The following is a 25,406-nucleotide window of genomic DNA, read 5'->3' on the forward strand; positions in this document are numbered from 1 at the left end:
TATTTTCAATAAAAAAGCCCGCTAATGGCGGGCTTTTTTATTGGGGCTTACCTGGACTTGTTGCGGCGCTGCGCCGGCACCGGCGACTTGCGTAGCTTTCGGCGCTGGCGCTCAAGAGTCTGTTTTTCTCCCTGTGTGAGCGGTCTCTGACCAAGTTTTGGCAGACCCGCAGTAACACACAGATCATCAATTTCGCGGGGCTCCATCTCAATCCACTGGCCCACACGCACATGGGAGGGGATAAATACACTACCGTAGCGAACTCTTTTGAGGCGGCTCACTCGCACACCCTGAGATTCCCACAAACGCCGCACTTCACGGTTGCGCCCCTCCATTACCACGCAATAGAACCAGCGGTTCCTACCCTCACCGCCGCTCTCGACGATATCAGTAAAGCGCGCAGAGCCATCATCCAGCAATACCCCTTTGACCAAGCGCCTTTTCATCTCATCGTCCACTTCGCCCTGGATTCGTACCAGGTATTCGCGATCGATCACCGAGGAGGGATGCATCAATTTGTTGGCCAGCTCACCACTGTTGGTAAACAATAGGAGTCCACTGGTATTAAAATCCAGGCGCCCCACAGAAATCCAACGGCCCGTCTTCAACCTTGGTAATCGATCGTAAACTGTCGGGCGCCCTTCGGGATCGTGGCGTGAGCAAATCTCACCGACCGGCTTGTTGTACAGAATGACGCGGCAGCGATTCTCCTCGGTCGATGGCAGTCGCTGACCATCAAATTCAATGCGGTCCTGGTCGGTAACCCGCTCACCTAGCTCCGCCACTTTTCCATTGATTGTCACGCGGCCAGCATCGATCGCGCGCTCCATCTCTCGCCGTGAACCAAGGCCACTGCGTGCCAATACTTTCTGCAATTTTTCGCCTGCTGGCGAGGTGCCATCACTCATGGGGTGGTGTTTTCCACTTGCACTACATCCTGGGAATCATCATCGACATCAGCATTTCCTTCGGCCCTATCTTCCAGTCCGACTTCGCTCGCTGTGTCGTTATCACCAAACAGGCTACTAGGCGGCAGGGTCGCCGCTATCGGGGCTGTGCTATGCGCCTCCGCTACCAGTTCAGTCTCTCTATTATCGTCTTGGGGGGCGGCTTCAGTATCACCTGTGTCAACGGCACCCAAATTCTCTAATACCGTTTCTTCCTGCTCCCGCTCAATCTCCATCGCAACCAGCGATGCCGCAGCCTCAACCGCATCATCCCGATCGCCCTCATCTAATTTCTCATCAATTTTCTCTCGCTCCACTGGCGACACAGGCTCAACTTCTTCAGCAGGCTGGTCTTCTGACTGCGCTACAATTTCCTCTACCAGCGCTTCAACCCGCACATCTCCATCAATATCATCAGGCTCGTTATCAATATCGCCCACTGACTCTTCAGCCGCAATATCAACAACTTCTTCTTCAGAACCCTCCTGGACCTCCGACTCTCCACTTTCTGCAGAAACCTCACCGCTGATTTGCGACACCTCAATATCTGCACTATCAGTCTCTGCCGCGGCAATCTCCTCTGGGGACAACCCCTCTGCTTCAAGGATCTTGTTGAGACTCTCTATATCGCGAATCTCAGCCAGGGTTGGCAAATTATCCAGGGAGCTTAGATTAAAGTAATCCAGAAATTCCCGCGTGGTCGCATACAGCGATGGTTTGCCAGGCACATCACGATGGCCAACTACTTTGACCCAACCGCGCTCAAGCAGGGTTTTAACAATCTGCGAACTTACCGCTACACCGCGAATCTCCTCGATATCTCCGCGGGTTACCGGTTGGCGATAGGCGATGATTGCCAGAGTTTCCAAAGTTGCGCGGGAATACCTCTGCGCTTTTTCCTCCCAAAGGCGGTTTACCCAGGGCGCCAAATCTTCAGGCACCTGGAAACGCCAGCCCGTGGCCACCTTCCTGAGTTCAAAGCCGCGCCCAATACAATCCTGCGCTATCTCCTCAAGGATATCTCTCAAGGTTGTATTGGAGGGCTGCTCCTCTTCTTCAAGCAGCGACAATAACTTTTCTTCACTCAGAGGCTGCCCTGCCGCAAGCAGGGCGCCCTCTACAATTCTGCGCAGTAATTCCGGAGCGATTGTCATCTTCTATTTTCTAACTCTGATGCTTTCTCGGCAATTCATCCGGCACGTCCCACTTTTACGCACCAGCTAACTCTTCGCTTGGCTGCCCATTCTGCTCTACTACCGACTGCTCATCCTCAGCAGCCAGTGTGTCAATATCCTCCAGCTCACTCTCAATTGGCAGTAATTCACCACTTGGTGCTTCAGCTGGCTGAGCATCGTCGTCTCCTTCCAAGCTACTTTCAGGACCCGAGAGGTACTCGTCATGACTATCAACACTTCCGGAGCCACTCTGCCCGGCTGCCCGTACATGGATCGGGCCGAAGGCCTCGTTTTGTACCAGTTCCGCCAGGGACTCTTTCACCAACTCCATCACTGCAAGGAAAGTAACCACCACACCAAGGCGCCCCTCCTTCACGGTAAACAGGCTCACAAAAGGCACAAATTGGCCGTGGCGAATCTGATCCAGTACCTGGGTCATACGTTCACGGGTAGAGAGCTTCTCCCGTTCGACCTGGTGGCTCTCAAACATATCCGCACGACGCAATACATCTGCCAGAGCAACCAATACCTCTTTGAGATCTACATCCGGGTCGGGTCGGGTGATACTGCGATCGGGGCCTTCAGCGCTGGCTTGGTGAATATCTCGCCCCATACGTGGAATCTCGTCGAGATCCTCCGCCGCAGTCTTAAAACGCTCATATTCCTGCAAGCGGCGGATCAATGCGGCCCGAGGGTCTTCACCCTCCTCTTCCTCAGCTTCCGGCGGGCGCGGCAGTAACATTCTCGACTTGATCTCTGCGAGCATGGCTGCCATCACCAGGTACTCGGCTGCAAGCTCAAAACGTATCGACGTCATCATTTCCACGTAGGCCATATACTGGCGGGTGATGTCTGATACATTAATTTCAAGAATATCCAGGTTCTGGCGACGAATCAGGTATAGAAGCAGATCCAGGGGCCCCTCAAAGGCCTCCAAAATCACTTCCAAAGCATCTGGCGGAATAAACAGGTCTGGTGGCAGGTCAGTAAAAGCCTCGCCTAATACCAGTGCCACAGGCGCATCTTCCGAATGACCTGGCGTATCTACACTCTCAGGGGGAGCTTCGGTAGAGTCGCCTTCACTCGCCGCGACCTCGGCAAGCACCTGCTCCTCCACCTCGGCTAGTAATTCTTCACTGGACACCCTGCCCCACCCTCGAAAGCGCAAACGCGCGATTATACACTAGCGTGACGCTATTCAGCCCAGAATTTCATCAGCCGTTCCGCAACCCTGGCGAATCAGCTCCGGCTCTTCGCCGGTAAGGTCTACAACAGTGGTTGGCTCCATACCACAGAACCCCCCATCAATCACCAGCTCGACCTGATGCTCAAGGGTATCGCGAATATCGTAGGGGTCGGTCAGGGGCTGCTCATCACCTGGCATGATCAGGCTGCAACTCATCAGGGGCTCACCCACTGTTTCAATCAGGGCGAGAGTTATTGCATTGTCGGGTACACGGATACCAATAGTCTTACGCTTCGGGTGAATAAGACGACGTGGCACTTCTGCAGTAGCCGGCATAATAAATGTATAGGGGCCAGGTGTATGATTCTTGAGTAGGCGGAACATCTGATTATCTACCTTGGCATAGGTAGCCAGCTCCGATAGATCCCGACACATTAGAGTGAAATTATGCTGTTTATCCAGCTGTCTCAATGCGCGAATGCGCTCAACGGCCAACTTTTCTCCAAGGCGGCAGCCAATGGCATAGGCAGAATCTGTGGGGTAGACGATAACCCCTCCTGCATTCACGATATCAGCAGCCTGAGAAATCAGGCGCCCTTGAGGATTATCCGGATGAATCTGAAAAAACTGCGCCACAAAAGCCCCCCAAGCCTTTAATGAATTGAAACCTCTTTGCAGACCTTGACTGACCCGCAAGGGATCTCGGTTCAACAGCATCTACAAAACATACGTAAAAAGTACGCTTGGCTAGGCTGTCATGGCATGACCGGGTCGATCCCGGTGCAGAGTGTGCCACAGATTCCATACCGGCTCGACGTCTTCTGGTAGACGCACGCAACCCAATTCCCGCCAGGGCTGGTCTGGCTGGTGAAAATCACTTCCCAGGGAACAGCGCAATTGCGGACCGTTAAGTTCAGTTGTGACCGAAGACATAAGACTCCGCAATTCCTTAGTCTGGGTAGGATTTTGGCGGCCGCACAGCAACTCTATCGCATCGCCCCCGCAGCGCGAAAACTCGCCAAGTAACCGGACCAACTGGGTGCGGGTAAACCCATACTTAAGTGGGTGTGCCAATACAGCACTGCCACCAGCCGCATGAATTGTCTCTATGGTCTCCACCATTTGGGGCCACTCGACCTTCACATCACCTACCTTACCTGCGCCTAAATAACGCTTAAAAGCCCGCGCTGTATCCTCTACATGACCCGCTTCTACTAACCATCGGGCGAAATGCGGTCTGCCCAATACAGATTCCCCTGCAACAGCACGCCCACCCTCTAGAGCACCGATGAAGCCGCGCTTGTGCAGTCGCTCAGCAATACGCTCGGCACGCTCCAGGCGAAGCCCTTCGCGCAAGCTTATGGCATTACGCAGCTCCTGCGACGTCAGATCAACATTGAGACCAACAATGTGAATCGAGCGACGCCCCCAAAGGCTGGAGAATTCAATCCCTGCCAGCACAGTGATGCCCAATTGGTCACCAGCTTCCTGTGCCTGTGCTACTCCATCCACTGTATCGTGGTCCGTGAGTGCCATCAGTGTCACACCTTGGCATTTCGCCCTCGACACCAGCTGTGCAGGACTTAAAATACCGTCAGAAGCGGTACTGTGACAGTGCAGATCGACAAGATCGGTATTCAGATCAGCAGACAGGGCTCTCAATAGTGGGCTCTCACTCAGTTTGGCGACAGTGATCGTCGCAGTATCCATTATTTTGGAACAATTACCCGGCAATGCTGTCACAGCGGCACCCGGCGTTTTCAGGGATAAGGCCCGGACCAATGGTCAGCCTATGTGACCTCGGGGCCGGAGTCTGACAGCAGTATTGTCAGTGGGGAAGAAATTGTTTTGGAGGGACTATAGAGATATCGCCTCCAGACTGATTTCCTGCGGGCATTATCACCGGAATAGAGTATGACCGAAACGAATTCGACCACAACATCTCCCGAGAAACCTAAAAAGGAAGGGTTTCTCAGCAATATCACCTTCAATGTCATCATTCCGACATTGATACTGACCAAACTTTCCGGGGATGACTGGTTGGGCCCAACTTGGGCGTTAATCGTGGCCCTGGCCTTCCCGCTGGGATACGGTCTTCGCGACCTGCTGCGCCTGGGCAAGGTCAACTTCTTCTCGGCCCTCGGGTTTATAGGCATCCTTCTCACCGGCGGTATCAGCTTGCTAAAGCTGGACCCGCAATACATCGCGATCAAGGAAGCCGCGATCCCCGGCCTGCTGGGTGTTGCAACGGCTCTATCCGTTTATACCCGCTGGCCCCTGGTCAAAACCCTCCTCTACAACGATCAAATTCTGAATACGGCAAAAATTGCCCAGTCATTACAGGCAAATGGCAACCAGCCGGCCTTTGAGCGCACTTTGCGCCAGACCTCATGGATTGTTGCCGGGTCATTCTTTTTCTCCTCGGCGCTGAACTACATTCTCGCCAAAATGATCGTCACCAGCCCACCCGGCACCGAAGCCTACAACACCGAGCTGGGTGAAATGACGGCATATGGATATCTGGTTATTGCAATCCCATCAACCCTGATCTTAATGGGTGCCCTCTTTTTCCTTTTCTCCCGCATCGGCAAGCTGACCGGGTTGAAACTGGAAGAAGTGATGGTCGCGCAATAGCACTTTAAAGAACTAACAAGAGCATTAAATACAATGTGGTACGCAATCATCAGTGAAGATGTTAGCGATAGTCTCCCTTTGCGCAAAAAAGCGCGCGCTGATCACCTGGCTAGACTCGGCCGCCTGAAAGATGAAGGCCGCCTGCTCGCCGCCGGCCCCCATCCATCCATAGACAGTGAAGAGCCAGGTGAATCAGGCTTCAGTGGCAGCCTTGTTATTGCAGAGTTTCCCTCGCTGGAGGATGCAAAAGCCTGGGCTGACAGAGACCCCTATATCGAAGCAGGGGTCTACGCATCAATAACTGTCAAACCCTTCAAGTTAGTGCTGCCCTGATAACAACATAAAAATAGAAGCTGTATGATCATGAGAAAACTAATGTCGGGCCTGCTTGCTGCGGCACTATTAAATGTGGTTCCAGCCTTAGTAAGCGCTGAAACCCGCTATATCACCGACCAACTTCACGTACCCATGCGCTCCGGCAAGGGTAACGGGTTTCGCATTCTCCACCGGGGGCTGCCAAGTGGCACCGAGCTTACAGTCCTGGAGGACGCTGCATCTGAAGGCTGGACACGAGTGCGGACACCGGGCGGCACTGAAGGCTGGGTCAGGCGCCAATACCTGGTATCCGAACCGGTAGCAAAGCTCAAACTGGCCAGTGCCGAAGCCAACCTGGCCCGCTTTGAAAAGATGGAGGGAAATCTCGGTGGCGAGGTCCGCCGCCTGGAAGAGGAGAACAGCCAGTTGAATAGTTCCCTGAGCGCGGCCCAGCAACAGACACAAGACCTTACTACTGAACTCAAAGCACTCAAGACCCTGTCCTCGGACGCTATATCCCTCAATGAGCGTCACCAGAAACTTCTGCACCAGCACGAGCTACTCAAGCAGGAAAAAATTATGGCAGAGGCCGAGATCCAACGTCTTTCCGGCAGTGAATCCCAGAGATGGTATTTGTTTGGTGCCTTATCTGTGGCAGTCGGTGCCATACTCGCAATGATTGCCCCCCGCGTTCGCCCCCGCAAACGCCACTCCGAGTGGGCCAACTGATCTCACTTCCGGGCAAAGAAATCGCATACTATTAAGAGCTGGGGTTGCGGCATTTGCCGCCCCCCGCAGCCCTTCATCCAGCATTGGACCGGGCGCGCTGTTAAATCAGATCCCTAAAACAACCCCAAAAGGACAAGGATGATGCGTAAACTTTTTGTGTGTTTTCTCTGTGCTCTCTTTGCGCTTCCCGCACTGGCCAAAAATCCCCAGGTTGAACTGAAAACTGACCTGGGCGTAATCCGGGTTGAGCTGTTCGCTAAAGAGGCTCCGGCCACAGTGGAGAATTTTCTCGCCTATACCGATAGCGGGTTTTATAACGGGATTATCTTTCATCGGGTCGTGCCCGGTTTTGTAGTACAGGCTGGCGGCTTCACTTTTGATTTCCAAAGGAAAGAAACCCGCGACGCAATTGTCAACGAATCCACCAATGGCTTACAGAATCTGCGTGGCACCCTGTCGATGGCGAGGACTAACGATCCAGATAGTGCAACCTCACAATTTTTTATCAACCTGGTGGACAACACCAGGCTCGATGCAAAAGAAGACCAGGCAGGCTATGCCGTATTTGGCAAGGTGATCGAAGGCATGGATGTAGTAGAAAAAATTGTGCGGGAGCCTCGTGGCCTATATCGAAAGCACCCGAGTGCACCCAACGTGCCTATCCGTATCCTCGACGCAAAAAGAATCGATGTCGGCGATAAAACTATCGCCAACAACACTAAGGGAGAATAAGCAGTGATAGCTCTCAGCGTAAATCTCAACAAAATTGCCCTCATCCGCAATTCCCGCGAGGGCAACTTTCCCGACGTTGTCGCCCACGGCAGGATCTGCCTAGATGCTGGCGCACAGGGAATTACTGTGCATCCGCGTCCGGATCAGCGCCATATCCGCCCTGGCGATGTACGCGAACTTGCAACTCTGTGCAGGGAACGACAGGGCATAGAGTTCAATGTTGAGGGCAACCCCTTCGCTACACATTTAGCGGACTATCCAGGCCTGGTGGAATTGGCACTGGAAACCAAGCCCGATCAGTGCACCCTGGTACCAGACAGCAATGACCAACTGACTTCAGACCACGGTTTCAATCTCAAGCTCGACGGCCCGCGCCTAGTGCCACAGATTGCGAAATTGAAGGGGGCAGGAATCCGCGTCAGTTTGTTTATGGACCCTGACCTGGAACAGATCAGCCTGGCCAGAGATATTGGCGCTGATCGTATTGAGCTTTATACCGGTCCTTACGCGGAAGCTGTTGCCAAACAGAGCCCGGATTTGGATAGCATTTTTGCCACCCACTGCGCCGCTGCCGAACACGCACGTCAGCTGGGCCTCGGTGTTAATGCAGGCCACGACCTCAATCTCGTTAACTTGCACCGCTATCGTACCCTGCCGGGGCTACAGGAAGTCTCCATCGGCCACGCTCTCACGGTGGATGCCATAAGCATGGGGCTTGAGAATGCCGTAAAAGCCTACCTCGATTGCCTCGCCGGAAACTGATGCAGACACTTAACATTATTGGTGCTGGCCGCCTGGGGAAAACCCTCGGGCGCCTGTGGCAGCAAAAAGGACTGTTCCAACTTAAGTCCATCTTCAATCGCAGCTACGACAGTGCACTGGCAGCGGTTGAATTTATCGGTGCAGGCCAGGCTGCCGAGTCTATAGAATCCATGGCCGAAGCCGACTGCTGGCTGATTTCCTGCTCTGACGGTGACATTGCTGTGATTGCCCAGCGCCTCTCCGATAAACTTGCAGAGCGCAACGACGTTATCGCATTTCATTGCAGCGGAGCACTCAGCTCGCAGGTTCTCGAAGTTCTGCGCCCCGCCTCTATCGCCAGTGCCCATCCGGTTCACAGTTTCGCCGAGCCCCTGCACTCCCTGGATACCCTCCCCGGCAGCAGTGTCGCACTGGAGGGAGACAGTCTTGCTGTCAGTGCTCTGGAAAATGCTTTCACCGCCCTCGGTTGCGAAATCCTTACCATTGAGGCTCAACACAAGTCCCTGTATCACGCTGGTTCAGTAATTGCCTGCAACTATCTCACCGCTCTGATTGACCTGAGTCTACGCAGCTTTGCCGCGGCGGGTATCGAGCGCAACAGCGCCCTCAAACTGCTTGAACCTATTGTCCTGCAGACCGCACAGAACAATATGTCCCTGGGCCCCGAAAAGTCCCTCACAGGTCCTATTGCCCGAGGTGACCTGGAGACAGTTGCCACTCAAGTGGAGAATCTTGCCTCTGTGGATCCACAATTGGCACTTCACTATCGCCAACTGGGACTCGCCTGTGTAGAGTTGGCGCGGCGCGGCCAGCTATCGGATGAGAGCGCGGCCAGTTTGATCGAATTATTGAGTGAGCCAATGCGGTGAAAGACTCCTCTGAGTACCTGAAAAAAAGAGCCTTCTACGACAGTCTTCTAACCATTTATGGGCGCAAGCCGGTTCTCGAAGCCCTGGAAGATCCCAGCCTACCGGTGCATAAACTACACCTGGCAAGCAGCAACCGGCGCGATCAACTAATCAGTCGTATGGAGGCGCTGGCCGAGGAGCGCCAGGTGGAAATTGTCCATTGGGACCGCAAGGGACTCTCACGAATCTCGAAGAATTCTCGCCAGGACCAGGGAGTGGCACTTGACCTGGCCCTCCCCCACTACAGCACCTGCGAAGGATTTCTTCAGCAGCGTCAAGGCGACAACAATAAAAAGCCCTACGAGCTGTTGGCACTCGATGGTATTACCAATCCACAGAACCTGGGCATGATTATTCGTTCCGCCTGTGCAGGCGGCATAGATGGCATAATCCTACCGCGCAAAGGCTGCGCACAGATTGACCCACTGGTGATCAAGGCCAGTACTGGCACCCTGTTTAAAACTCGCATTTTGCGCTGTGAAACACTGGCGAACACACTGGGAGAATTCCGCAAGGCGGGAGCCCGTGTCTGCGGCCTCTCCTCTCACGCGCAATTGACCCTGGCAGAGGTTACAGGTGAAGTCCCCACCATTTTTGTTCTCGGCAATGAAACACGCGGTGTCAGCGAGGCCGTATCGAAACAGTGTAATGAATTACTCCGCATCCCCATGCACAATGATGTCGAAAGCCTGAATGTAGCGGTTACCGCCGCCCTAATTAGCTTCCGCCACCAACTCTGAAGCTTCCCTGGGGGTTAAACAACTCCCGCTAAACTCTTTAACCCCCAATAAGCTCCCGTATTTGGGCACCTCTCCACGACAGCAGCTGCACTTTATCCACTAGCTACCTCTACTCACAGATTCTGTGGATATCTCTGTGATTAACTCTCAAGCGATCGGCGCAAAGGCCCATGGTTACGTCATTGTGACAATCTGAAGAAAAAATAACCAAAGCTGGAAACGTTCAAAAAATCAACGAGTTACGAATGAAAGTAAATCCTGCTTAAAAGATCCCCTAAGTAAATGACCGAAATAACAGGAAGAGACACGGCTGTGGAAAGTGGCACGCTTGGCGGGAAAAAAGTGGTGCAGGGGTGCCAAACACCCCTGCAAGCGGCGGGGAAGTAATTACTTATTTTATTCCCATTCAATAGTCGCTGGCGGCTTACTGGACACGTCGTAGGCTACGCGCGAGATATGCTCTATCTCATTGATAATGCGATTGGAAACCTTCTCAATCAGTTCGTAGGGCAAATGCGCCCAGCGCGCGGTCATAAAGTCCACGGTTTCCACTGCGCGAAGTGCCACCACATATTCGTAGCGACGACCATCCCCCACGACACCGACAGACTTCACCGGCAGGAATACCACAAACGCCTGGCTGGTTTTATGGTACCAATCGGCCTTGTGTAGCTCCTCGATAAAGATCGCATCTGCTTCGCGCAGGATATCAGCGTACTCCCTTTTTACTTCGCCAAGAATACGTACTCCCAAACCCGGTCCCGGGAAGGGATGGCGGTAGACCATATCGTAGGGCAGACCCAGCTCCAGGCCGATTTTGCGCACCTCATCCTTAAACAATTCGCGCAGAGGTTCTACCAGATCAAACTGCATATCTTCCGGCAGGCCACCCACATTGTGGTGAGACTTAATCACATGGGCTTTGCCCGTTTTGGCTGCGGCGGATTCAATCACATCCGGATAAATAGTACCCTGGGCCAGGAACTTCACATCCTGCAATTTGGAAGCTTCTCGATCGAAAATCTCGATAAAGGTATTACCGATAATTTTGCGCTTGGCTTCAGGCTCATCCACACCTGCCAGACGTGAGAGGAAATCCTCTTCCGCATCGGCTCGAACAACCCGTACGCCCATATTGTCGGCGAACATTTGCATCACCTGATCGCCCTCATTTTTGCGCAACAGGCCGTTGTCCACAAAAACACAGGTCAGCTGATCACCAATCGCCTTGTGCAGCAGTGCCGCCACAACAGAACTGTCGACACCCCCTGAAAGACCCAGTAATACCTTGCCATCGCCCACTTGTTCTCGCACTTTGGCGATGGAGTCCTCGATGATATTGGCCGGGGTCCAGAGCTTTTCACAACCGCAGATGTCGATAACAAAGTGTTCATAGATACGCATTCCCTGAAGGGTATGGGTCACTTCCGGGTGGAACTGCACACCAAAGAAGTTCTTTTCGGCGGAGTACATGCCGGCGATGGGGCAGGAATCGGTGGAAGCCAGAAGTTCAAAGCCTTCTGGCATCTGCACAACTTTATCGCCGTGGCTCATCCATACATCCAGCAGTGCCTCACCTTCATCGTTGAGATGATCTCTGATATCGCGCAGCAGATTCGAAGTGCCCTCTACTTTTACCTGGGCATAGCCAAACTCACGGACATCACTGCCCTGCACTGCGCCGCCCAGCTGGTGTGCCATGGTCTGCATGCCATAGCAAATCCCCAGTACCGGCACTCCCAAGCTGTAAACCACTTCTGGCGCGCGGGGAGAGCCCTCTTCCGGTACAGACTCGGGCCCACCGGCCAGGATAATACCTTTCGGGTTATATTCGCGGATCTCTTCTTCGCTCATGTCGAAGGCGCGAATTTCGGAAAAAACACCCAGCTCGCGCACACGGCGGGCGATCAACTGGGTGTACTGGGACCCAAAGTCGAGGATCAGAATTCGGCTGGAGTGGATATCTTGGCTCATGATTGACTCATTAACAGAATAAATAACGGCAAACGGACCTGAAAGGTCCGTTTGCGGCTTGGTACTGAAAGTTGTTCACCGGGAGGCTTAGCGTCCACCCACCGGGTAGTTGGGCGCTTCTTTGGTAATCTGTACATCATGCACATGGGACTCACCCATGCCGGCGGCAGTTACTCGCACAAACTCCGGACGGGTGCGCATGGTTTCAATATCCACACTACCTGTATAACCCATAGCTGAGCGCAGGCCGCCCAGCATCTGGTGCACTATGGCAGACAGAGGACCTTTGTAGGGGACGCGCCCTTCGATACCTTCCGGAACCAGTTTCTCTGCGCCCTTGCTGGCATCTTGGAAATAGCGGTCAGAAGATCCCTGGGTGCGCGCCATAGCGCCGAGAGAGCCCATGCCCCGATAGGATTTATAAGTACGTCCTTGATACAGTTCTACCTCACCCGGCGCCTCTTCGGTACCGGCAAACATGGAGCCCATCATTACAGAGGAAGCACCAGCGACAATCGCTTTGGAAATATCACCGGAGTAGCGGATACCGCCATCGGCAATCATAGGCACGCCTGTCCCTTTAAGTGCAGTGGAAACCTCGGCAATTGCCGTTACCTGGGGCACACCGATACCAGTCACGATTCGAGTGGTGCAAATAGAACCGGGCCCAATACCTACCTTCACTGCGTCCGCACCAGCTTCAACCAATGCACGAGCGGCTTCCCCTGTCGCAATATTGCCGCCGATGACATCCACTTGGGGGTGCATTTCTTTGATACGGCGTACACGATCAATCACGTTGAGGGAGTGGCCGTGGGCAGTATCGACTACCAACACATCCACACCAGCCTCTACAAGAGCTGCCACACGGTCATCAGTATCAGGGCTTGTACCGACAGATGCGCCGACACGTAGGCGACCATCGGAGTCCTTGCAGGAATTCGGATACTGCTCGGCCTTATTAAAGTCTTTAACGGTAATCAGACCACGCAACTCAAAGTCATCGTTCACAACGAGTACTTTCTCGATGCGGTGCTTGTGCAGCAATTCGCGCACATGATCTGAAGAGGCATCTTCGTGAGCAGTTACCAGACGCTCTTTCGGAGTCATCACACTGGCGACGCTAACATCCAGATCGGTAAGAAAGCGTACATCGCGGCTGGTTACGATACCAACCAGATTGCCTTTATCCATTACCGGAACACCGGAAATATTATGGTGGCTTGTCAGTGCGATCAGCTCGCGTACAGTGGCATCAGACTCAATAGTAATAGGATCTTTTACCACACCAGCTTCGAATTTTTTTACGGCTCGAACCGCAAGAGCCTGCTCTTCAATAGACATGCTCTTGTGGATAATACCAATACCACCTTCCTGAGCCAGGGCAATAGCCAGGCGTGCTTCCGTCACCGTATCCATAGCGGCGGATACAATGGGAATATTCAGGGTGATATTGCGGGAAAGCTGGGTTTTCAGGCTGACATCCTTGGCGGTAACCTCGGAAAAACCGGGCACAAGTAGGACGTCGTCAAAAGTGAGGGCTTCGCGCGCGATGCGCAGATTGGATTCAGACATTGTTGACACTCAAACCTCGAATAGGCGGGATTGGGTATCGGCGCGATTATACCTCTCAGCGCCCAAAGCGCAAATGTCAATTTGCAGAAAAGTGGTTTTCTCGAGTAAAGCCCTTTACCTGTAGGGAGGATACTGCAATATTGCTCCGCCAGTTATTCCCAGTGAGACCCAGATGCAATCCAGCTCCCCCAACCAAAAGCGCAGCGTCCTGTCTGTAAGCGAACTGAATCGCGAGGTGAAACACCTGCTGGAGAGCAACGTACCCCTATTGTGGATCAGCGGGGAGATATCCAATTTTACTGTGCCCAGCTCAGGCCATTGGTATTTCAGCCTTAAAGATGCACACGCACAGGTGCGTTGTGCCATGTTCCGCGGACGTAACCGCAATGTGGCCTTTCGCCCACAGAATGGTCGCGAAGTACTGATCCGCGCACGGGTAAGCCTCTATGAAGGACGCGGGGAATTCCAGCTCATTATCGAGCATATGGAAGAGGCCGGCTTCGGTGCACTGATGCGCCAGTTGGAGCAACTCAAAGCAAAGTTGCAGGCCGAGGGATTATTCGATCCATCACGTAAGCGCAACCTGCCCTACTTGCCCACCAATATTGGCATTATTACCTCACCAACCGGTGCCGCCGTTCGCGATATGATCCATGTATTAGGTCGCCGTTACCCAGCCGCGGAAATCGAGCTATGGCCGGTAGCTGTTCAGGGACAAGGGGCGGCACAAAAAATTGCCGCGGCAATTGAAAAAGCCGGTAGCAGTGGCCGCCATGAGCTGCTGATTGTGGGACGTGGAGGCGGCTCACTGGAGGACCTGTGGCCTTTTAACGAAGAAGTCGTAGCCAGGGCACTGGCTGCCTGCCCCATCCCCACAATTTCGGCAGTAGGCCACGAAACCGATACCACAATTTCAGACTTGGCCGCCGACTTGCGCGCTCCCACCCCTTCAGCCGCAGCGGAGATCGCCAGCGCAAATGCAGCGGAGTTATTTCAACGGCTCGAAAATAGCAGAGTTCGGTTATATCGCGCAATACAACACCAGATGCGCCACTTACAGCAACTGGTCATGTTGAAGCGCAACCGCCTGCGCCACCCTCGCGAGCAGTTACAGAATCGTGCCCAGCACCTGGACCACATTGAAATGCGCCTGTTTGCCGCCGGACAGCTGCAAACCCAGCAGCGTCGAGCCCAACTGGCCTCGGCCCAACGGTCACTTGTCCATTACCAACCAAAGCGTCATATTCAGGAGAAACGTGAAAAGCTGCAACAAGCAGAATCGAACCTGCAACGCGTCACTGAATTTCGTTTGAAGCACAATAACGACAAACTCAACCTACTGGCACAGTTACTTCACAATGTGAGTCCACTGGCGGTTCTACAACGGGGTTATGCTATCGCTATGGACACCAACGGCAGAGCCATTAAAGACAGCCGTACTCTGGAAGCAGACCAGGAGGTCAATATTAAACTGGCCCGCGGGAACTTTTCTGCAAGGGTGGAAAGTATTGGGGACTAAAGTCCAGAATAGAAAAGCGCCCTAGGCACGACACTATAATCGTCCTGTAGAGAGCTTATGGAGCGATCTATGGGATCTGCTAACAGTGCAGTCAGACCCACCTGTTGGGCTGTGATTTTCCTCTCAATACTTGTATTGGCCATTGCCGCATGTAGTAAAGAGGGAAAAGAAAGCGACCTTGCCAGCCCGGCAGGGATTGCTACGAGCCAAGAAAACATACAGCCTGAAAACGTCACTCCCCCTGTTATCCCCGCCAAAGAGCAGCAGGTCAATTACATTGAAACCGGTGATCTGCGTGAAATAAAAAAACACGGCACTATCCGCTTTGTAAACCTGACCGGTGCATCTGAAAATATGCTGCCCCGGGATAGCGTGGTCAGCCTTCGCCACTTTGAATTGGCAAATAAACTGGCCGACAAGCTAAAACTGGAAGCCAAATGGATCAAGGCAGAAACCCCTGACGATGCCATTAAAATGCTCCTCGCCGGAGAGGCAGATATCATCGCCTATGATCTGACAGTCACCGATTCCCGTGAAGAGCAAATTGACTTTAGCGTACCTATTCGCCAGGCCCGGCGACAACTGGTAACCGGCGCCTCAGGACCAGATATCACCGAACCGAGCAAATTAAATAATGTCGAGCTTATTGTCCCTAAAGGTTCCGCCAATGTAGAGACTGCTCAGCAGCTAATCGCGGAATTTCCGGATGCCAACCTGAGCATGCGGGAATATAAAATCCACGGTAACCGCGATGGTCTTGTAGATAAGATGAACGAGGAAAATAACTGGGTGGCAGTTCTCGAGGATTATTCAGCACAAGACCTGCGTAATTACCGCGACGATTTACGCCTTGGTGCTTATGTAAGCGAACCCCAGAACATTGCCTGGGGAATGCGTAAAACCTCCAGGCGCCTGCAGTCCACTGTAGATAATTTTCTCACCCGTAATTTGGTGAAAGCGCAAGAAGAGCGAATCACTGACTGGAAAGGTATTAAAAAATCAGGAGTAATCCGCCTGCTCACCTACAATGGCCCCACCACCTATTTCCTGTGGAAGGGGTTGTTGATGGGCTTTGACTACGATCTAGCTAAGGCTTTTGCAGACAAACACAAACTCCAATTGCAGGTTATCGTGGTGCCCTATGAGGAAAACCTGGCAGATTGGCTCAGAGCAGGTCGCGGTGATTTTGCCGGAGCGGAAATGAATATTACATCAGCGGTAGAAAAACAGGGAATGGTATTTACCAAACCTGTCGTTGAATCTACTGAGCAAGTAGTGAGTGGTAGGGGAACTCCGCCCATCAAACAAATTCAGGATTTAAACGGGCGCAAACTCACCTTACGTGCTTATTCTTCATTTATTGAAACAGCAAAAACACTACAAAATGCGGGCATCGACGTGGATATACGGGTGGCACCACCGGATATTTCCCAGTCTCAGATATTTTCGATGATTGCGGAGGGCTTGGTGGATGCCACTATCGCCCACTCCGGTCGCGCAAAAATTGAAGCATCAGTTCAACCGAACTTAGTGCTAGGCACAGTACTAGGCGATCCAACACCAGAGGGCTGGCTGGTTCTGCGTCAAAACTGGCACTTGCTGCAAAATCTTAATAAGTTCCTGACAAGTTACCGAAAAACCGATAAATACAAAAAGCAATACGCAGCATATTTCGAGCCAAATAAACGTTTTATGCAAAGAGTAAGCACCCGGGTTATCCCGGGGGAAAACTTATCTCCCTACGATGACTTGGTTAAAGAATCCGCCTTTAAATACGATTTTGACTGGCGCATGATCGTCGCCCAAATGTGGCAAGAAAGTAACTTTAATCCCAAAGCGGTATCCCCAGTTGGCGCACAGGGCCTGATGCAGGTGATGCCAGCAACCGCAGAAGAAATGGGATTCCCCCCACCACTGTTTGAGCCAGAGCGTGGTATCAAAGCGGGCGTAAAATATATGGACTGGGTAAGAGACAGATTTAATCCCGCCCTGCCCACGGTGAACAAACTGTGGTTCACCCTCGCTTCCTACAACGCAGGTTACGGGCATCTACTCGATGCGCAACGGCTTGCCGAACAGCTGGGGCTGGACCCAAATGTCTGGTTCGACAACGTCGAGGTGGCCATGCTGAAACTGGCCCAACCCCAGTACTTTAAACGGGCGCGTTACGGTTATGTGCGAGGCTCCGAACCGGTACAGTATGTGCGCAATATCAGCAACCTCTACAAGGCTTATGTAGAGATGATGAGTGATGATGTATCCATGCGGCCATCAACGCAGCAAACACCCGACAGGTTTTGCTCTCCAAGCAACACACCCGAAGGGATGATTGTTCAGGTCTCCCCTCCCCCATCACAATGAGTAAAAGGAAACCGTATAAAAAAGCGCGTTAAAGCGTTAATACAATTTTTCCAATAACTTTACCGGACTCCAATAAACGATGCGCTTCAGCTACCTGCTCGAGAGGGAATTGAGCTGCAATTTGCGGGCGAATTTTTTCTGCTTCAATTAACGGCCAAACTTTGGTTTCGAGCGAATAGGCAATATCCGCTTTCACCTCAGCGGTGCGGGCTCTCAGTGTAGAACCTGTCAGTGTGAGGCGCTTAAGCATTACCGGCAGCATATTGACCTCAACTTTAGAACCTTTGAGGAAGGCAATATTTACAATCCGGCCGTCATGGGCTGCCATACGAATATTACGCTCTATATATTCCCCTCCGACCATATCCAGGATGACATCGGCACCATGGCCTGCCGTAGCTTCGCGCACTACCGCCACGAAGTCTTCTTCGTGATAATTAATTGCCCTCTCGGCACCGAGCCTCTCACAAGCCTCACATTTTTCGGTAGAGCCGGCAGTAGCAAAAACCCTGGAACCCAAGTGATGTGCCAGCTGAATAGCGGTGGTACCAATCCCGGAAGAGCCGCCATGCACCAACAAAATTTCACCGCTCTGTAACTTTGCCCTGTCGAATACATTGCTCCATACAGTAAAGAAAGTCTCAGGCAGGGCCGCCGCTTCAACCTCGGTCAAACCGGCAGGAATGGGTAAACATTGCCCCTCCGGAACTGCTACGAACTCCGCATAACCACCGCCATTAGTCAGAGCACAAACTTTATCGCCCAACTTCCAGCGCTTGACTTCATCCCCCACGGCAACCACTTCTCCAGCCACTTCCAGGCCAAGGATTGAAGAAGCTCCCGGTGGAGCCGGGTAAAGACCATTGCGCTGAACAATATCAGGCCGGTTCACCCCCGCGGCAGAAATCTTCACCAACACTTCATCTGCGGCCGGAATTGGCGTAGGCAGGTCTGCGACCTGCATTTTCTCTGGGCCACCATACTCCGGCAGATCAATTGCGCGCATGTTCACTCCTTCAACAGGGGTTATTCTTAAAATTGCCCTAAGGCTGTCTCAACTTTTTTAAAATGGGGCAGTATGAGAATCTATCAAGGCACCAGCCCAAAAGTCCTGCTTCTTTAATCAGGGAGTAAAACAGTCTATAAGCTGCAAACCAGAAGCGGCCAGGAAATCTCCCAAGAAGTTTCTAGAACTCCCCAAAAGACTGCCTGGCCGCTATTCACCATTTCGGCGAAAACGATTTACCTAACTGAGAGTAAGGGTCAATAAACTATGGCAACTTAGAACTCGTAGAGAAGCTCCAGCCCCATAACACGCCCTTTATTGAGCGGAGTAAAGCTCGCACCAACCCCTCCCATAATAGGCGGCAGCTGAGTATTGTTACCCTCTGTCACTTCATCCAGCATATTCTTACCAAACATGGAGACAGTGAAACTGCCACTATCCGGTGTATAGCCAATACTGAAGTCCAGCATATCGACTTCGGACAACATTCCGCGATTATCATCGGTATAAGGCGCCGCATCCCGATGATTAAAATTAATGCGGGAGGTCAAACTACCATAGGCGCCTAACTGCAGATCATGGACAAATCCGACACCATATGTCCATGGAGCTAGGCGAGGAATCTCAAGACCAAGGTCAGTGCCATCTACAACACCATCCCCATTGAGATCTCCCAGTACTTTGTCGTAGTCACCATCCACGTAGCCGACATTAAAAGTAAACAGCAGGTTCTCAGTTAGAACCGCCATGGCCTCCAACTCAGCTCCCCGAATAGTGGCATCGGCGGTGTTACGGATTATCTGTGCAACACCAGTGAATGGATCAGGCAGGTTTTCCTCCCTCTGCATATCATCAATGGTGTTATGGAAAACCGCCATATTGGTCCGCAAACGTCCATCCAGCCAATCTACCTTGGCACCAATCTCAAAGCTACTTTGCTCTTCCTGATCAGTTACCTGAGGGGTATAGGGCCTACCGGTACTCGGATTAATACCTGCGTTGCGGAAGTTGTAACCACCACTGCGGAAGCCCTTGGTCCAGAACGTATACAGCTGGGTATCTTCAGATACAGTCCACTGCAGTCCAACCTTTGGCGTAAAGGCATTCCAGCTCTGGCTGTCCTCAAAGTCATAGGCCGCACAACCATCCAGAGTGCAGAAATTCAATGGAATTGAGGCAATTTTTGCATCTTTTTCTTCGCTCGAATAGCGTCCGCCCAAGGTCAGTACCCAGGCTTCATTCAGATCAATATCTGCCTGTGCAAAGATGCCATAGGTACTGTGATCCTGCTCTCCTCCCCCCGTTATACTAGTTTGCCCAAACTCTAACAGTCTGTTTTCAAGATAAGTTATATCCTGACTGAACCAGTACACTCCGGTGGTCAGGGCCGTGCGACCAAAACGCCCAGCATAGCGAAGCTCATTACTAAGCTGGCTCTGGTCCACACTGGAATCTGCATGGAAAAGAGTAACCGGTAGTGAATCAATATCGCCAATACCACGGGCCTCGTACTCACGCCAGGCGAGTATATTGGTGATGGTGCCATCGCCAAAGGCCACATCTTTATTGAACTCGGTAATTATCTGGCTCCACTCATCTTTCTGGTAGCCCTCTTCATCCTGAGCCACTTCAAATGAATCTTTGCCGTTATCCCAATCATCCACGCCAAATGCTGCAGCAAATATGGGCGCACTTGGTGCGAACTGCAGCCCCTCTAAAGTCTGAACCATGGTCGATTCGTAGCCGCGGTTTTGCGCCACCACGCCATCAGAATCCATGCGGCCGTGCTCCATGCGCACCAGTAACTCCGCGGTCTCGTCCAACTGGATACTAAAGCTTGGACGAATAAACCAACTGTCGGAGGCTCCGGCATTATCATTGCCTGTTGCCACATTCTCGAACCAGCCCCGGTCATCATTGTAATAAACAGTCAGGCGACCATTGACCGAATCCGCGATAGCTCCATTGATGGAACCTGCAGTTACTGTATCCAGGTTATCTGTAACCGAGACCTTGACTCGGGAAGAAAATTCTTCTGTTGGGCGTGCGGTCTTTATTACCACAGCACCACCGGTGACATTACGACCAAATAACAACCCCTGCGGGCCTCGTAAAACCTCAATACCTTCCAGGTCAAACAGGTCAGTAACAACACCCGCATTAACCCCCAGGTACATTCCATCAACAAAAACCCCAACAGTGGGGTCAATAGATGGAATGGAGCTGTTAATTCCAAGCCCACGCACAGTAAAGTTCGCGGTATTTTTGACGGTGCCCACATCCTCCAGTTGAACATTGGGCATTTTGAATGAAAGGCTTTGCAGATCTTTAGTATGCAAGGCCTCCAGCTGATCGCCGGAGTAGGCAGTTGCCGCTACCGGAACCTCCTGCAATATCTCCGCATCGGCGCGTTTACGTGCGGTGACTTGCACCTCTTCCATAAGAGTACTAACCGAACCCTCAGCGGCAAAACTAGGGATTGCACCACTGGCTAACCAAAGAGTTGCTACTGAACAGGCGGAAAGCAGAGCAGTATGCTGCTTGAGTCTTGACGGACTTCCCATGTTTTCTCTCCATTGTTTTATTTTTTTTATCTACAACAACGGACTTATCGCAATCGGTACTACCTGGCCCCGCCGCTCTACTCTCTTATGAGATTCCGACTTTAACGGAGCTCCGATCTAAGACCGTGCTGATAAAGAGACACAGAATTTGCATGATTTCTGTGACGCAGACAGGTTACAGGCTCATACCCCTGGGTGGAAGTCTATTTATCGTGGATAACGATAAAAATAACTCAATAAGTCTGGAAAGTTCGCTTTCAACAGAAAAATAAAAAAGTAACGGATATAAAAATTGCAAAACGCACTGTTTGAGTGCAAAAAATTCTGTCTTGGGCTGCTAGCAGTCTTTTATAAATCGCACCCTCGATCGACCCTCTATTAATAAAAATAGTAATAATCTGACATCCATTGAAAATGCCAAAATAAAACAGCTCGCAATATGCACAGAAAACAATATCCATTGCCGCAGCGGATTAAAACCAATTGGACAGACTAATTAGTCATATATTTAATTTACTTACCCTAAATAGAGAAAAGTTAAAAACTGGTACTTGTAGATATTTAACTAATACCCAAAATTCATCGAGACTTATCTTGATTTGCCAAAGAATGTTAAGTACTGACCACTAAGTCCGGTTGTACTTTTGTAAATTTTATAAAGATTTTTTTGGATAATTAGTGTGTTGATGAATCTGCATCGTCCACTTGCGCAATGATCTTGTGCATTTCGTTCCCATCCAGAGTTTCATTTTCCAATAGAGCCTCCGCAAGTGCGTCCAATTGCCTGCGATGTTTCCTCAAAAGTTGCTCGACCTCTCGTTCTATGCCACTCACTAGAGCAATAATTTCATCATCGATAATTTCTGAAGTATGCTCACTAAAATCCTTTTGCTGGGCCATCTCCTTGCCCAGGAATATATGTTCTTCTCCACGGCGAAAGGCCACCGGCCCCAATTTGTCACTCATTCCCCAGTGAGTAACCATATGGCGGGCCAGGCGCGTAGCCTGCTTCAAGTCCGATTCTGCTCCAGTGCTGACCTCACCAAAAACCACACGCTCAGCCAGCCTCCCCCCCAGCATTACGCCGATGCGATCCTTCAGGTAACTGGTTCGCATATTGTGGTGTTCCTCAGCAGGAATTTGTTCCGTTGCCCCAAGACTATGCCCGCGGGGGATGATGGTGGCCTTTTCCAGGGGATCAGCATTGGGTAGCAGGCTAGCTACCAGTGCATGACCGGCTTCATGGTAGGCAACTGTTCTCTTATCATTTTCTCCCATCACCATTTCCCGCTCGCCACCGAGCACTACTTTATCCCTGGCACGTAACAGACAATCCATGTCCACCGTTGACTTATTTTCCCTGCCAGCCAATAGGGCGGCCTCATTGATTAGGTTTTCCAGGTCTGCTCCGGCAAAGCCCGCAGTCAGTGCAGCCAGGTGCTCCAAATCAACATCTTTATCAAGGGGAACTTCCCGCGAGTGAATTTGCAGTATCTCCTCCCGAGCCACTTTATCCGGCAAGTCCAGGGTAATCTTGCGGTCGAATCGCCCTGGGCGCAGGAGCGCGGCATCCAACACGTCTGGCCGGTTGGTGGCTGCGACCACAACTACCGCTTCCTGGGGATCGAAGCCATCCATTTCTCCCAGTATCTGATTAAGGGTTTGTTCGCGCTCATCGTGCCCACCGCCAAGACCGGTCCCCCGTGCGCGCCCGACAGAGTCAATCTCATCAATAAAGATAATCGCGGGTGCCTCCTTTTTTGCATCGGCAAACATATCCCTCACCCGCGATGCGCCGACACCAACAAACATCTCGATAAATTCTGAACCGCTGATACTGAAAAATGGAGCCTCACTTTCCCCCGCCAAGGCTTTGGCCATTAATGTCTTACCTGTGCCTGGAGGACCCATCAGGAGTATGCCTTTGGGAATCTTCGCCCCAAGCTTGCGATAATGCTCCGGGTCTTTGAGGTAACCGGCTATTTCCTGTAGATCTTTCTTGGCATTACTTAGACCCGCCACATCGTCAAAGGTCACTTGGGACTCACTGCGTTCATAGCGTTTAGCCGGAGAGCGTGCAAAGCCGAAAGGACTTCCAGGTGCAGCGCCACTCATACGCTCCTGCATACGACGCCCTAACCAGATAAGTAGGCCAATTATTAAGATCCAGGGAAGAAGAAGAATAAGCAAGCGTTGTAAAATACCTCCCTGGGACGACTCCGCCTGGATTTCAACTTTCTGCTTTTCCAATAACGGAAGTAATTCAGGGTCCTGTACCGAGGGTATGGTAGTAATAAAACGCTGGGGCTCGCGAGGCTCCCCCTTCCTGCCTTGTTCAAGCTTTGCCTTGTTAGTGGGTTCTTTGAAAGTTCCAATAATTCGTTCGCCCTCAAAAACCACAGTCGCAACCTTGCCCTCACTGACTGACTTCTTAAATTCACTGTAAGCAAGGGGCTCCTTAGGACTACCGAAGCGACCATTGGAGCAATATTGAAAGGTCATAATGACCAGAAAGATCAGGACCAAGTACTGCAACCAACTTAGAGGACTCTGTTGGAGGGGTTTACTTGAGAGAGGGGATTGCGGGTCCTCTGGCGGCAGCTTTTGCCCTTTATCTTGGTCGTCTGCCATTGCCATAGGATCTCACTAAATCTGGGACGGACAACTTCCTAAACTGAAGCAACCACCATAGTCTGGAGCACTAAGTATAGTTCCCCGCCAGCAAAGGCGGATGTAAGTACCCTCCCCCGCAAGTCCAAAGATTGTTACTTACAGGCGTCGGAGCAACTATTTTTAAAATAGGGCTTGCAAACTCCCTAACCACGCGGCAGAATGCGCGCCCTATCGATCTTCGAAGTCACTTCCTAGAGAGCGAAGAAGTTCGGTAAGCTGCGGATTTTTAAAGAGTTTTCCTTAAAAATTAGTTGACTTAACAGGATCAACTGACTATAGTTCGCAACCACAACGCGCTCGTAGCTCAGCTGGATAGAGTACCTGGCTACGAACCAGGCGGTCGGAGGTTCGAATCCTCCCGAGCGCGCCATACAAGAGGGCTTATATCGCAAGATATAAGCCCTTTTTCTTTTCTCTGATGCTGCATCCAAGCCCAAGTAAGCGCTCGCCTCCCCAACCTTTCCTATTGAGTTCAGTGCCTAGCACTAAAAACCCAGCACGAAGCTATCGTATAAAGTCACAGAATTTATAATGAGACCACCCATTAACGTAGAGACCTGTAGCTGCAAATAGCAATGGCAAATATCAGAAACATCGACCTAAACCTACTCAGGGCCTTTGATACTCTGATGGACGAACGCAATGTATCCCGCGCGGCTGAGCAGTTATCCGTTACCCAGCCAGCCGTTAGCGGCATGCTCACCAGATTGCGCAACAGCCTCAATGACCCTCTCTTTACTCGTTCGCAACATGGCATCAACCCCACCCCTCGGGCACTGGAACTGGCAGATCCGGTTAAGAAAATTCTAAGTGAAATAGAGAGCATCCTGGCGCCTACAACTTTTGACCCAAAAGGGAGCACCATGGCGTTTTCCATTGCGGCCACCGACTACGCACTAAAGGCAGTCGTCACACCACTAATCTACGCCCTACAGGAAGAAGCTCCAGATATTCAAATCTCAATCCAGCCAATAAATGATGTGCAACTGTTTGCCCTAATGGAGCGGGGTCAGCTGGACTTGGCAATCACTACGCCCGATGCCGCGCATAAGGAGCTACGGGCAAAAACACTATTCGAGGAAAGCTATATCTGCATTATGGCAGACGGTCACCCAATGGCCGGCAAAAAACTGACTGTAGGTAATTTCTGTAGCATGAAACATGGAATAGTTTCCTTTTCCGGCAACGCTTTCCACGGAGTTACCGACACTGTTCTGGATTCCCTGGGCAGACACCGACACGTTTCGATCTCTGTCCCCAATTTTTTATCTTTGATAGAAGTCCTGAAAAACTGTGAACTATGTGCAGTAGTTCCAAGGAAACTCATAATCGGCATTGATGGTCTTGCAACAGCTGAACTGCCATTTGATATTCCAGGATTCAGCAAAATAATGGCCTGGCATGAACGTACCCACTATAGCCCTGCACATATTTGGATCAGGGAAAAAGTTTATCAATTATGTAGTGAGGAGTCTTAGTTAACAATAATGTTCAGGGTAAGAGTTCGGGTTGACCACAATCTCGCTACTTGTCTGCTTTGACCCGTACTGACAATCCACTCGCCCATAAAAAGTGCGCTATAAAAGAGTCAATTTAAAGATTGATG

The 25,406-nt window shown here is 51.6% G+C and carries 19 protein-coding genes, 1 tRNA gene and 1 pseudogene; 11 read left to right on the top strand and 10 right to left on the bottom strand.

Going from position 1 to position 25,406, the window contains the following annotated elements; all coding sequences use genetic code 11:
• Nucleotides 1-47: 47 nt before the first annotated feature.
• The 5 genes and pseudogenes from rluB to ACJJI7_RS00135 all read right to left on the bottom strand — a co-directional run bounded on the left by rluB (nt 48) and on the right by ACJJI7_RS00135 (nt 5,018).
• Nucleotides 48-908, bottom strand: coding sequence for a 23S rRNA pseudouridine(2605) synthase RluB (gene rluB / locus ACJJI7_RS00115; RefSeq protein WP_020413545.1), 861 nt, complete (start codon nt 906-908; stop codon nt 48-50).
• Nucleotides 905-2,101 (bottom strand): SMC-Scp complex subunit ScpB, encoded by a 1,197-nt coding sequence (gene scpB, locus ACJJI7_RS00120; protein ID WP_282952826.1) that lies wholly within the window; start codon nt 2,099-2,101, stop codon nt 905-907. The genes rluB and scpB overlap by 4 nt, the downstream gene beginning before the upstream one ends.
• Before the next feature lie 271 nt (nt 2,102-2,372).
• Nucleotides 2,373-3,137, bottom strand: a pseudogene (locus tag ACJJI7_RS00125) (segregation and condensation protein A); the annotation flags it as partial.
• Between the two features lie 183 nt (nt 3,138-3,320).
• Nucleotides 3,321-3,944 (bottom strand): L-threonylcarbamoyladenylate synthase, encoded by a 624-nt coding sequence (locus ACJJI7_RS00130; RefSeq protein ID WP_020413548.1) that lies wholly within the window; start codon nt 3,942-3,944, stop codon nt 3,321-3,323.
• A gap of 111 nt (nt 3,945-4,055) precedes the next feature.
• On the bottom strand, nt 4,056-5,018 hold the full coding sequence (locus tag ACJJI7_RS00135) for a PHP domain-containing protein (RefSeq protein WP_444901182.1): 963 nt from the start codon (nt 5,016-5,018) through the stop codon (nt 4,056-4,058).
• Nucleotides 5,019-5,222: 204 nt separating this feature from the next.
• Here ACJJI7_RS00135 and ACJJI7_RS00140 point away from each other — a divergent pair, with 204 nt between their 5' ends.
• The 7 genes from ACJJI7_RS00140 to rlmB all read left to right on the top strand — a co-directional run bounded on the left by ACJJI7_RS00140 (nt 5,223) and on the right by rlmB (nt 10,128).
• Nucleotides 5,223-5,942, top strand: a complete 720-nt coding sequence (locus ACJJI7_RS00140) for a VC0807 family protein (protein WP_020413550.1) — start codon at nt 5,223-5,225, stop codon at nt 5,940-5,942.
• 33 nt (nt 5,943-5,975) lie between these two features.
• Nucleotides 5,976-6,275, top strand: a complete 300-nt coding sequence (locus ACJJI7_RS00145) for a YciI family protein (RefSeq protein ID WP_020413551.1) — start codon at nt 5,976-5,978, stop codon at nt 6,273-6,275.
• Between the two features lie 24 nt (nt 6,276-6,299).
• The gene (locus ACJJI7_RS00150; protein ID WP_444901181.1) at nt 6,300-6,986 is read left to right on the top strand and encodes a TIGR04211 family SH3 domain-containing protein; all 687 of its coding nucleotides are present in this window, start codon (nt 6,300-6,302) and stop codon (nt 6,984-6,986) included.
• A 141-nt stretch (nt 6,987-7,127) separates the two neighbouring features.
• Entirely contained in the window at nt 7,128-7,718 is a 591-nt protein-coding gene (locus ACJJI7_RS00155) for a peptidylprolyl isomerase (protein WP_157533499.1), read from the top strand.
• Between the two features lie 3 nt (nt 7,719-7,721).
• The gene (locus tag ACJJI7_RS00160) at nt 7,722-8,480 is read left to right on the top strand and encodes a pyridoxine 5'-phosphate synthase (RefSeq protein ID WP_020413554.1); all 759 of its coding nucleotides are present in this window, start codon (nt 7,722-7,724) and stop codon (nt 8,478-8,480) included.
• Complete coding sequence (locus ACJJI7_RS00165) at nt 8,480-9,349, top strand: Rossmann-like and DUF2520 domain-containing protein (RefSeq protein ID WP_020413555.1); 870 nt, start codon at nt 8,480-8,482, stop codon at nt 9,347-9,349. Before ACJJI7_RS00160 ends, ACJJI7_RS00165 begins: the two co-directional genes overlap by 1 nt.
• Nucleotides 9,346-10,128 carry a 23S rRNA (guanosine(2251)-2'-O)-methyltransferase RlmB gene (gene rlmB / locus ACJJI7_RS00170; RefSeq protein WP_020413556.1) on the top strand — a complete coding sequence of 261 codons (783 nt, stop codon included), beginning with the start codon at nt 9,346-9,348 and terminating at the stop codon, nt 10,126-10,128. The genes ACJJI7_RS00165 and rlmB overlap by 4 nt, the downstream gene beginning before the upstream one ends.
• A gap of 396 nt (nt 10,129-10,524) precedes the next feature.
• Here rlmB and guaA read toward each other — a convergent pair whose 3' ends face one another.
• Together guaA and guaB are read right to left on the bottom strand one after the other, a co-directional pair.
• On the bottom strand, nt 10,525-12,102 hold the full coding sequence (guaA, locus tag ACJJI7_RS00175) for a glutamine-hydrolyzing GMP synthase (RefSeq protein WP_020413557.1): 1,578 nt from the start codon (nt 12,100-12,102) through the stop codon (nt 10,525-10,527).
• An 87-nt stretch (nt 12,103-12,189) separates the two neighbouring features.
• Nucleotides 12,190-13,677, bottom strand: a complete 1,488-nt coding sequence (gene guaB, locus ACJJI7_RS00180) for an IMP dehydrogenase (RefSeq protein ID WP_020413558.1) — start codon at nt 13,675-13,677, stop codon at nt 12,190-12,192.
• Between the two features lie 172 nt (nt 13,678-13,849).
• On the opposite strand from guaB, the gene xseA reads away from it, so the two are divergent.
• Nucleotides 13,850-15,196, top strand: coding sequence for an exodeoxyribonuclease VII large subunit (gene xseA / locus ACJJI7_RS00185; RefSeq protein ID WP_444901180.1), 1,347 nt, complete (start codon nt 13,850-13,852; stop codon nt 15,194-15,196).
• Nucleotides 15,197-15,265: 69 nt separating this feature from the next.
• Entirely contained in the window at nt 15,266-17,557 is a 2,292-nt protein-coding gene (locus ACJJI7_RS00190) for a transporter substrate-binding domain-containing protein (protein WP_444901179.1), read from the top strand.
• Between the two features lie 28 nt (nt 17,558-17,585).
• Here the strand turns inward: ACJJI7_RS00190 and ACJJI7_RS00195 are convergent, their stop codons facing one another.
• From ACJJI7_RS00195 to ftsH, 3 genes are all read right to left on the bottom strand, one after another.
• Complete coding sequence (locus tag ACJJI7_RS00195; RefSeq protein WP_444901178.1) at nt 17,586-18,563, bottom strand: NAD(P)H-quinone oxidoreductase; 978 nt, start codon at nt 18,561-18,563, stop codon at nt 17,586-17,588.
• 275 nt (nt 18,564-18,838) lie between these two features.
• Nucleotides 18,839-21,127 carry a TonB-dependent receptor gene (locus ACJJI7_RS00200; RefSeq protein ID WP_444901177.1) on the bottom strand — a complete coding sequence of 763 codons (2,289 nt, stop codon included), beginning with the start codon at nt 21,125-21,127 and terminating at the stop codon, nt 18,839-18,841.
• Nucleotides 21,128-21,802: 675 nt separating this feature from the next.
• A complete protein-coding gene (gene ftsH / locus ACJJI7_RS00205) occupies nt 21,803-23,758 on the bottom strand; it encodes an ATP-dependent zinc metalloprotease FtsH (RefSeq protein WP_444901176.1) in 1,956 nt (651 codons plus the stop codon).
• Between the two features lie 335 nt (nt 23,759-24,093).
• On the opposite strand from ftsH, the gene ACJJI7_RS00210 reads away from it, so the two are divergent.
• Nucleotides 24,094-24,170, top strand: a tRNA-Arg gene (locus ACJJI7_RS00210).
• 205 nt (nt 24,171-24,375) lie between these two features.
• Complete coding sequence (locus ACJJI7_RS00215) at nt 24,376-25,278, top strand: LysR family transcriptional regulator (protein WP_444901175.1); 903 nt, start codon at nt 24,376-24,378, stop codon at nt 25,276-25,278.
• Nucleotides 25,279-25,406: the final 128 nt, after the last annotated feature.

This window comes from Microbulbifer variabilis (assembly GCF_056232115.1).